The following is a 9089-nucleotide window of genomic DNA, read 5'->3' as shown; positions in this document are numbered from 1 at the left end:
CTCGAGCTGCGATGGATTCTGCTGTTTAATAGACAGAAAGATTGGTGCGACAGAAACATTTCGTGATGCAGGCTGGGCGATCTTAATCTTCCTGTCGCACCAATGTTTCTGTCGTTTTTTGCTGCCTGACCAGACCGAGTGATCGTTGATTCGTGAATCCGGTGACTGATAAGATGGCGGTTTTTTAACAAGTAGAACGAACACACCGATGCAACAAAAAATGCGCCCAGGACGAACGCGCCAATCAACGTGTGCGTCAGTCGATCGACCGAGGATGGATTGAGCACCATCTGCCAAAAATCAGTCACCTCCGCTCTCGGCATCATCTCGCCTTGCACGTCATGCCAAACGATGTGATAACCGGCGGGCGTTTGTTGCCAGCTGTTGGCGACGACGATCCAAACGGCACTGAAGACCGATCCCAGAAACACCATCAACGTGCTGAACAGGTGCATCTTCACGCCGACACGGTCCCAGCCGAACACCAACACCGCTAGAAAACCACTCTCCAGAAAGAAGGCGAAAATGCCTTCGGCGGCCAAGGCCGATCCGAACACGTCGCCGACAAAGCGTGAATAAGCAGCCCAATTTGTTCCAAACTCGAACTCCATCACGATGCCGGTCGCCACTCCCATGGCGAAATTGACGGCAAAAACACGAGTCCAGAACCGTGCCGCCGCCTCCCATGCCACATCGTGTGTGCGAAAGTAACGCCATTCGCACAGGAATAGCTGCAGTCCCAAACCGATCGAAAGCGGAGGGAACAAGTAGTGGAACATGATCGTGAGCGCGAACTGCAGTCGGCTGAGTATTTCAACGTCCATCCCTTTTCCTTGTCGAGCGTGGTCCCACTTATTGTCGCGTAAAACACGCGTCCGCAAAGATGTGGCAGATAGACTCACCACGTTACACGCGAGTCGATCGACCGCATGGCTTCACGTGTCTTATGCCACGTGCATCTCCACTGAAAAACTTTGTGCAGCTACGCACAGTTGTTGCGGCTTAACCGTGCGTTACGGATCATCGTAGCGGACTGAAAGCGAAGAATTCCTTTACAATAAGAGATGGCATCCGAATTGCCATAACCTAGTACTGCAAGCGACGTTTAACGTGTCTTTGCAGGCACGCGATCGCATCCTCATTCGATGCCTACCGGAGTTCATCATGCGTGTATTACTAGCCAACGATTCCTCGCAACACTCCAAGGCGGCTGCCGACTACCTATTGTCGTTGCCGTTTCGTCGCCCGATCGATTTGGATATCGTTTCGGCGGTGGTGCCACCGATGATGATCGATTCGGGGACAATGTTAATGCCAACGGATTTGGGGTTGTTCATTGACGAAGAGTGTGAAGCGGCGAAACAACGGGTCGAGGAAACCGCAACAGGGTTAAGTGGCCCGGTGCATTCGTTACAGACTCATGTTCCGGTGGGATCTCCGTCGACCGAACTACTAAAGGTCGCCGAGGACACCGATGCGGATTTGATCGTCTTGGGAGCGGTCGGTCACTCGGCCCTCGAGCGTGTATTGCTCGGCAGCATTTCCGATTATGTGGCGACGCACAGCGGTACGTCGACTTTGATCGTCCGTCCGCTGCGTGAATCAAGCGAAGCACCTTCGCTACGGAAGATCGTCATCGCGTTGTCGGGACGCCCCGAAGACCAACGAATGATCGATTGGCTGCGACCCTTCAAATGGGCTGGCGGAATCGAAGTCCATTTAGTTCGGATTCTGCATGTCAATTCGTTTTATCGACAAGACATTCGGCAAAAGGCATCCGAGTTTTGGACCGACTATTTGAAGCAAGCCAACGAGCACATGTTAAGCCTCGAGTCTGCGGTCCAAGAGATGGGGCTGGACACCGAAACCCATCTGGTCGAAGGAGACCATATTGGTGAGACCTTGGTGGAGTACGCCGACGAGCACGGCGGTGATCTGATGATGATTGGTGATAGCGATAGCGGATTGTTGACGCGTGTGTTTTTAGGCAGCACGTCACGATATGTGCTTCGCCACGCACACTGCAGCGTGTTGATCGTGCGTGACAAACATGATCACCGCGAAGCAAAGCAAGCAGCCGCAGCGAAATCACACGCGACGGCGCACTAGCAAATCGTTCGAACGTTGCCGTGTTATGCTTAGCGGAAGCTGCGCAAGCGAAAGTGGATGGTATTGGACGCCAGTAGAGCGGTCTCGTTTGAACGGTTTACTCGCTGCGGTCGAACGACTTGCGTCTTGCCGTGACCGAAGTCGATCCTATCACCAGATCATTTGCGGAATCGTCGTTACGAAGAGGCATTGCATGATTCTTTGGTGTCTTGTGGTCGCCCAGTTCGTGCTCGCGACGGCGATCGTACTGTCCGCTCAATGGGATCCGTTGCCGTGGTTGCAGCTGGCATTGGCGTCACCGGGAATCGCTCTGGCCATTTCGGCTTGGGCTGCGGTGGGGCTACGTAAAATTCGTGTGCATCCGAATCCGACCGAGAAAACACGGCTCGTTACGAGCGGCCCCTATTCGTTGGTGCGGCATCCGATGTACAGCGGTTTGCTGTGGTTCACGTTGATGTTGCTGGTGCCGACCATCTCGGTGTGGCGTGTCGTGGCGTGGTTCGCGTTATTAGCAGTGCTGGTGGTCAAGGCAAATTATGAAGAAAATGCGATGAGTGCGAAGTTTCCGCAGTACCCGCACTACACGAAAGAAGTCGGGGGGCTCATTCCTAAGTTTTCAGGAAAATTGCTGGATTAGGTCTGCGTGCTCTGGCGAGTTGCCGATCGATGCATTGACCATGCGGAACTGATATACTTTGGCGAATATGTCGGTGGGCCGAATGCCGGTGTGTTCGGTTCTAGATTCCAACCCAACCGTCTCTGATCTCTTGCGGAACCCTGCTATGCAACGAAAAGATGCGAAACAGTTTGATCAAAAAGTTCTCGACCTCTACGACGATTATGCGCACGGACGATTGAATCGCCGCGAGTATGTTAGCCGATTGGCTGCATTTGCGGTGGGGGGGCTGACAGTGGAAGCGTTAATGGCAAACTTGAGTCCCAACTACGCGTGGGCTCAACAGGTGAAGCCCGATGACGCTCGCATTAAAACGGAAACCGCTACGTACGCCTCACCTCAAGGTGCGGGGGAGATGAAGGGCTTGCTTGCTCGCCCGGCTCAGGGGACCAAGTTTCCTGCGGTCTTGGTCATTCACGAAAATCGTGGATTGAATCCGTATATCGAAGACGTCGCGCGTCGCTTGGCTATCGACGGATTCCTAGCGTTTGCACCCGATGCGTTGACACCGCTGGGGGGCTATCCCGGCAACGACGACGAAGGCCGCGCGATGCAGGCCAAGCGTGATCGCGATGAAATGACTCAAGATTTTATCGCGGCGGCCAAATTTTTGGACACTCATGAACGGTCCACTGGCAAAGTGGGGACCGTCGGATTTTGTTTTGGCGGTGGAATGGTGAATCAATTGGCGGTCCAGATTCCTGATGTCATCGATGCGGCGGTTCCGTTTTACGGTAGCCAGCCCGATGCCAGTGACGTGTCAAAAATTGATGCTCCGTTGTTGATTCACAATGCGGAACTGGATCGTCGTATCCTGGCGGGCGCGCCAGCGTTCGAACAGGCGCTGAAAGAAAACAACAAGCCATTCGAAGCGTTTGTGTACCCCGGAGTGAACCACGGTTTTCATAACGATACCACTCCACGTTATGACAAGGACGCTGCCGCGTTAGCTTGGCAACGTACGATCGCATTCTTCAAAAAGAACTTGGTCTAAAGGGCGTGGGACGCCAACGGTGCTTGAAACCCGCGTCCGCCGCAAGAGTCGAAAGCATCGATTGTATTACTGAAGGATTTTCAATTTGACGTAGCCTAGGCTTCCAGCCTGGGTTTGCAGTGATTCCCAGGCTGGAAGCCTAGGCTACGTGAATTCAACAAACCTACAGTCATAAGATCGACATCCCAAGGCGCTGGGCGTTTGCCAGCGGCCTTGGGATGCTGGGCGTTTGCCAGCGGCCTTGCGATGCTGGACGCCTGGCTGTAAAAAACACTCGAACTCCCCCAAAGCGACGGGGCTGATCTAGTCGGCGATTTTCTTGATTTCAAAGAAACACCACGAACACGCCGTCCTTGCGACGACACAGGTGACGTCGTGGTGAGGACGGTCTTTGCGTGGAATCTGGCTTTATTAGGGTGTTTTTGCATTGGCACAGATTTTTGCATACGCACAGAGGGTGCGTTGGTTGGAGATTCGACGGGAGCGCTTTTGCTGCCAAAAGGAAACCTCCCTTGCAGGACCCCACAATGAAACGTTCACTCGCAATCGTCTTCTTCTTCTGCTGCAATGACCTTACCGGTTTCCGCGCCGACCGCGTCGGCTGCAGATTATTTCCATCGGCACGGGGTGGGGGTCACGGTCGCCATGCGAGCCGGTCGCATCGTGGATACGGGTATCCGCATAATGGGCACGGGCATTCCTCGCACCCTGGTTACGGCAGCTATTCCTACTCGCCGAGTTATCAATACGGTGCGAATGATGTCGGACGATCCTCTCGTTACCCGGCCTATTCGCAGGGATACAGGCAGGGATACGGGGGCAGACGCCATTATGGACAGGGTGGCGAATTGCATTTAGACATCGGCCGCTTCCATCTCGGATTGGGGGACCATCACTGATCGCGGCTCGCCGATTAGAATTGTCCTGTGACGTGACTCGATCCGCCGCGGACGTTTGACTAGGACAGCACGTTGACCTGGTTGGCGATACGCTTCACGCCAGGGGTGGTGCGAGCGATGGTCAGGACAGAGGTCCTGTCGCTTGAATTTGTCACGGTACCACTAAGTTGCACGTGCCCGTTCTCGTCACTGACGACTTCAATTTCGCTGAAGCCTAGTCGTTGCAGCGACGCACGCAATCTCGATTCTATACTGTCTTTCATGACTCAGCCCCTATCGTGGGTGCCCCCTTAATCTGTCCGTGCGTTGACCGGCCCGAAGCATACACGGAATCCGCCAGCAATAGCAATCCGGTTAAGTATTAAACGTTGGCCCAGTCAGCCCCCCTTAGCGTGCTATCGGCGGGGGAGGCGGTAATTGCAGGGTCGCGGCGTCTTGAGTCAACGATTGCTGGTACAGCTTCAGCAAATTGAATACCGACTGGAACTCCGGCCTGTTTGATAGCCCCTGGAAGCGGGGGTCGCTGTTGGCGACGTTAAAGTGATCCAGGGTGATCTGGAGTTGCTCGGGTGTCGTGGGGGTGCCATCGAGAAAGAGTGACGATGGTAAAGCAAGATAGTTTTTCCACTGATCGTCAAGCATGTCATACAGTTTGGGGGCCAGTTGCACCAATTGAGCTCGCAGGCCCTCGGCATGAGTCGCCGCATGTTGCTGGATCCAGCCGCTTTGTTGGTCTTCAGCGGTGATGGGGATTGGCGGAGTTGCGGTTGTGTTCGCATAACTTGCAACCGTTTGCGTTAACTGATCCGCTAGTGGGGGTACAACGACAGGTTGTCCTGGAGCCGGGCTGCGATAATACGCACCGGTCGACCATGGATCGACTTGCAGGACAGATCCGTCGATGGATACGCCAGCGAAAAGACCGCGGGTCCGCGAGTAGGTGTAGATTTCTGCTTGCAGTTGACCGTCGGTGGCGACGGCGGTTTCCCGTCCCACGGGACCGGCAGCGGCAGCGGCATCGGCGCCGATCGTCAACTTACCGGACAAAATTCCTTGGACACTTCGTTCGGTCTTGAAAACCAAGATGATATCGGACGACTGTACACCGACTTGCCATCCGATGTTTCCCCCGGTCAACGTGATAAAAACCGGAGCGTGCCAAACGCCTTCGGGTTCCCGTACAAACAATAATCCTCGGCCTCGGCGGGCTCCGACGATAAAGCTGCCCTTGATCACGTTGGGGACGATCGCCACCGCGTTGGCGTTGGACAGCATGGCTTGGGGGATACGGTTCAGCGGAGCGGTCATGGCTTCGTTAAACACGACCGCCGAGGCTTGCATGACCTGTTCCTCCAACAACTGCGCGTGGGATGTCGAAGTCAGCCAAAATGATGTCAATACCAGTGTGGTTGCTATGAGGCGACTGGGACGATTCATGGTAAATTTCTTCGCAAAAGTGGGGCGAGATTCCTCAGCAACCTGAATCATGCTCGCAGGTGCCGTGCCATTATGTGCCATGCCATTGAAGTGTAGGGCATCCTGGCAAATAAAAGAACACGAACGGACGATTCAACCACACTTGTTCGGCGACTTCGACACTTGGAGCTTGCGGGATCGACTATAGTAGCGGTGGCAATCAAATCCCTCGAATCAATTCCCTCGAATCCTTTCTTGGATGCAATCACAACGGCGGTGGCGGATGAACCTTCTACGAATGACCCTATGTTTGCTTGCGTTGATGACGATGTGGATGGTCGATGCAACGGCCGAGATGCCCGATTTACGGTTTCGTGCTTTTCTTGCCACGGACACACTTAACCCGCCTGAGGAGGCTTCTGACGATGCACGCGACTGTTTGAGGGGATTGATCTGGTCGCCGAGCGAGTTCGAGGTGTCTTGGGACTCACCCTTGGTAGGCAAAGGGGACGCGCTTGCCATGTTCCCATCGCCCAAGCCGAGTGGTGATTCGCGGAACGATCGCGTGCCGATGGAGTGCTATTTTGCGAGTGATGAGAATGGCGAACCAATCACCGCGCCTGCGGTGGTCGTTGTTCATGAGTCAGGATCCAAGATGGCGGTGGGGCGTGTGTTTGCACGAGGGTTCCAGACATGCGGCGTTCATGCGTTCCTGATCCATTTGCCCTACTATGGAAACCGCCGCGATGCCGAGCAGCATCCGAATCGTCGCATGGTGATCGATGCGATCCCGCAAGCGGTTGCGGACGTCCGGCGTGCTCGCGATGCCGTTGCGGCGTTACCGTTTGTCCAGGATGGTCGCGTGTCACTGCAAGGCACCAGTCTAGGCGGATTTGTCTCCGCAACCAGTGCTTGTTTGGACAGCGGGGCGAAAGGCTGCGGCTATGAAAACGTCTTTATCTTGTTGGCCGGAGGCAATTTGATGGAGGTGATTCAAAGTGGGAAAAAAGACGCTGCAAAATTCCGTCAACAACTCGAGCGATCTGGCCTTTCGCTGGACCAAATCGGTGCGCTCGTCAACCGTGTCGAACCAATGCGTATCGCTCATCGTTTGGATCCCAAGCATACGTGGATCTACTCCGCCGACTATGACCAGGTCGTCCCGATCCAAAACGCAATTGCGCTGGCCCACACCGCTGCACTCGATCCGAGTCATCATGTGAGAATGCTGGGTAACCATTATTCCGGCGTCGTCTACATCCCGTTTGTGATCCCTAAAATGGCCAAGGTCATTCACGAAAATTAGAGCAAGTGCCTAGAGAAATCGCTCATTTGAAGATACGGATTTCAAAAAGGCCAATTGCGATTTCCGTTTCCTAACAACGTGGATCCGAGTATAAAACTACTGGTTAAAAATCATTTCTCGTCTGCCACTCCCCTCCCACCTCTTGCCTTTTCCAATCAATTCACATGTCCCACCCTCCCTGCTCCGCCGCCAACAAACGTACGTCAATTGAATTTCCTCGCCACAAATCAGGTGTTGTCAAAGCGGCCGATCCAGCGATGATAAGCCGTCGCGTTTTTGTCTCCTCGACCGCCGCCGCATTGGCAGCGGCACCCGCACTTGTGCAGGCGAGCGATTCCAAGCCTCGGCGAATCGGCGTGATCGGCCATACCGGACAGGGGAACTTTGGCCATGGCATCGACACGGTATGGCTTGAATTGCCGGAAACCAAGATCGTCGGTGTCGCGGACGCCAATTCGCAGGGAAGGGAACAGGCAAAACAACGACTCGGGTGCGAGCATGCGTTCTCGGATTATCGCGAGATGATCCAGCAGGTCCAACCCGAGATTGTGGCGGTGGGACCACGCTATGTCGATCAGCACCATGCGATGATTATGGCGGCGATCGACGGCGGCGCGAAAGGAATCTATTGCGAAAAGCCGTTCTGTAGTACGCTGCAAGAGGCGGATCAGATCGTTGCGGCGTGTCAGCGTTCAGGGACGCGATTAGCGATCGCTCATCGCAATCGTTACCATCCAGCCCTGCCGGTGACTCGAGCGGCCATCGAGCAGGGCGCCATCGGCAAGGTGCTCGAAATTCGCTGTCGCGGTAAAGAGGACACGCGAGGTGGCGGACAAGACTTGTGGGTCTTGGGGACACACCTGTTCAATCTTGCGGCCTTCTTTGCCGGTAACCCAACGACTTGCTCAGCCACTTACTATGCGGGCGATGATCCCGCCACCATCGCGGACGTATCGCCAGGCAGCGAAGGGATTGGACTGATCGCCGGAAATCGTTTGCATGCGCGGTACGACACGCAAAGCGGCACCCCGGTCTTCTTTGACTCGATCCGTGGCGCTGGAGTGGCAAAAGCAGGATTCGGAATCCAAATCGTGGGAACCGAAGGCGTGATCGATCTGCGAATGGATACCGAGCCGCTTGTCCATCTACTGCATGGCAATCCGTTTCAGCCCACCGCAACGCCACGCCGCTGGGTTAACATCAGCAGTGCCGGGATTGGCAAACCCGAGCCGATCGCGGAGATCAAACGCTTGGTCAGCAAACATATCTTGCCAGCTCGTGATCTGATCGCGTCAATCGACCAAGCTAGGCAACCACTGTGTAGCGACACCGATGGCCGCGTGACGCTCGAAATGGTGCATGCGACGTTTGCGTCCCATGTCCAGCAAGGCCAACGCGTCTCGCTGCCGTTGGCGACGCGGACGCACCCGTTCGAAGGGTGGAACCACAACCATTGATGCTGTGGCGCATTTCGTAGCGAAACTCGCCAAGAGTTTCGAGGGGCAAAACGCCATGGAACGAACGTCACAACGACTTCCGCTACGCCCAATTAGCACGTGGATTGCGTAGCCACGCTGCTCCGAAAACGGCATCCGGTAATTTGCTGGGTGCGGGCAGACCGATAGCGATGGCTCTTATGGACAAGGCCTTAAATATCGGCTTGTGGATTATTTGTGTTTAGGTGACGTG

The 9089-nt window shown here is 54.9% G+C and carries 9 protein-coding genes; 6 read left to right on the top strand and 3 right to left on the bottom strand.

Features of this window, described 5'->3' with window-relative positions:
* On the bottom strand, positions 1-824 hold an 824-nt coding region (locus ABX962_RS21860; protein ID WP_372722297.1), incomplete at its 3' end, for a cytochrome ubiquinol oxidase subunit I.
* Between the two features lie 340 nt (positions 825-1164).
* Here ABX962_RS21860 and ABX962_RS21855 point away from each other — a divergent pair.
* The 4 genes from ABX962_RS21855 to ABX962_RS21840 all read left to right on the top strand — a co-directional run bounded on the left by ABX962_RS21855 (position 1165) and on the right by ABX962_RS21840 (position 4678).
* Positions 1165-2109: a universal stress protein gene (locus tag ABX962_RS21855; protein WP_372722295.1), complete on the top strand. Its 945-nt coding sequence runs from the start codon at positions 1165-1167 to the stop codon at positions 2107-2109.
* A complete protein-coding gene (locus tag ABX962_RS21850) occupies positions 2051-2746 on the top strand; it encodes an isoprenylcysteine carboxylmethyltransferase family protein (protein WP_372722294.1) in 696 nt (231 codons plus the stop codon). Before ABX962_RS21855 ends, ABX962_RS21850 begins: the two co-directional genes overlap by 59 nt.
* A 145-nt stretch (positions 2747-2891) precedes the next feature.
* Positions 2892-3779: a dienelactone hydrolase family protein gene (locus ABX962_RS21845; protein ID WP_372722292.1), complete on the top strand. Its 888-nt coding sequence runs from the start codon at positions 2892-2894 to the stop codon at positions 3777-3779.
* 527 nt (positions 3780-4306) lie between these two features.
* Positions 4307-4678 (top strand): hypothetical protein, encoded by a 372-nt coding sequence (locus ABX962_RS21840; RefSeq protein WP_372722290.1) that lies wholly within the window; start codon positions 4307-4309, stop codon positions 4676-4678.
* 59 nt (positions 4679-4737) lie between these two features.
* On the opposite strand, the gene ABX962_RS21835 is transcribed toward ABX962_RS21840, so the two are convergent.
* Together ABX962_RS21835 and ABX962_RS21830 are read right to left on the bottom strand one after the other, a co-directional pair.
* Positions 4738-4941, bottom strand: a complete 204-nt coding sequence (locus ABX962_RS21835) for a BON domain-containing protein (protein WP_372722288.1) — start codon at positions 4939-4941, stop codon at positions 4738-4740.
* A 124-nt stretch (positions 4942-5065) separates the two neighbouring features.
* Positions 5066-6115, bottom strand: a complete 1050-nt coding sequence (locus ABX962_RS21830; protein WP_372722286.1) for a lipid-binding SYLF domain-containing protein — start codon at positions 6113-6115, stop codon at positions 5066-5068.
* A gap of 277 nt (positions 6116-6392) precedes the next feature.
* On the opposite strand from ABX962_RS21830, the gene ABX962_RS21825 reads away from it, so the two are divergent.
* Positions 6393-7400 (top strand): dienelactone hydrolase family protein, encoded by a 1008-nt coding sequence (locus ABX962_RS21825; RefSeq protein WP_372722284.1) that lies wholly within the window; start codon positions 6393-6395, stop codon positions 7398-7400.
* Positions 7401-7564: 164 nt separating this feature from the next.
* On the top strand, positions 7565-8857 hold the full coding sequence (locus ABX962_RS21820) for a Gfo/Idh/MocA family protein (protein ID WP_372722282.1): 1293 nt from the start codon (positions 7565-7567) through the stop codon (positions 8855-8857).
* Positions 8858-9089 lie beyond the last annotated feature (232 nt).

Origin of the sequence: Novipirellula sp., from assembly GCF_041583735.1 — a bacterium.
Lineage (GTDB): Bacteria > Planctomycetota > Planctomycetia > Pirellulales > Pirellulaceae > Novipirellula.
This window is presented reverse-complemented; position numbering and strand designations above follow the sequence as displayed.

Bases quoted from the DNA above. Each gene is read 5' to 3' on its own strand.
- ABX962_RS21855 (WP_372722295.1), top strand. From the start codon at position 1,165: ATGCGTGTATTACTAGCCAACGATTCCTCGCAACACTCCAAGGCGGCT.
- ABX962_RS21850 (WP_372722294.1), top strand. From the start codon at position 2,051: ATGATCACCGCGAAGCAAAGCAAGCAGCCGCAGCGAAATCACACGCGA.
- ABX962_RS21845 (WP_372722292.1), top strand. From the start codon at position 2,892: ATGCAACGAAAAGATGCGAAACAGTTTGATCAAAAAGTTCTCGACCTC.
- ABX962_RS21840 (WP_372722290.1), top strand. From the start codon at position 4,307: ATGAAACGTTCACTCGCAATCGTCTTCTTCTTCTGCTGCAATGACCTT.
- ABX962_RS21835 (WP_372722288.1), bottom strand. From the start codon at position 4,941: ATGAAAGACAGTATAGAATCGAGATTGCGTGCGTCGCTGCAACGACTA.
- ABX962_RS21830 (WP_372722286.1), bottom strand. From the start codon at position 6,115: ATGAATCGTCCCAGTCGCCTCATAGCAACCACACTGGTATTGACATCA.
- ABX962_RS21825 (WP_372722284.1), top strand. From the start codon at position 6,393: ATGACCCTATGTTTGCTTGCGTTGATGACGATGTGGATGGTCGATGCA.
- ABX962_RS21820 (WP_372722282.1), top strand. From the start codon at position 7,565: ATGTCCCACCCTCCCTGCTCCGCCGCCAACAAACGTACGTCAATTGAA.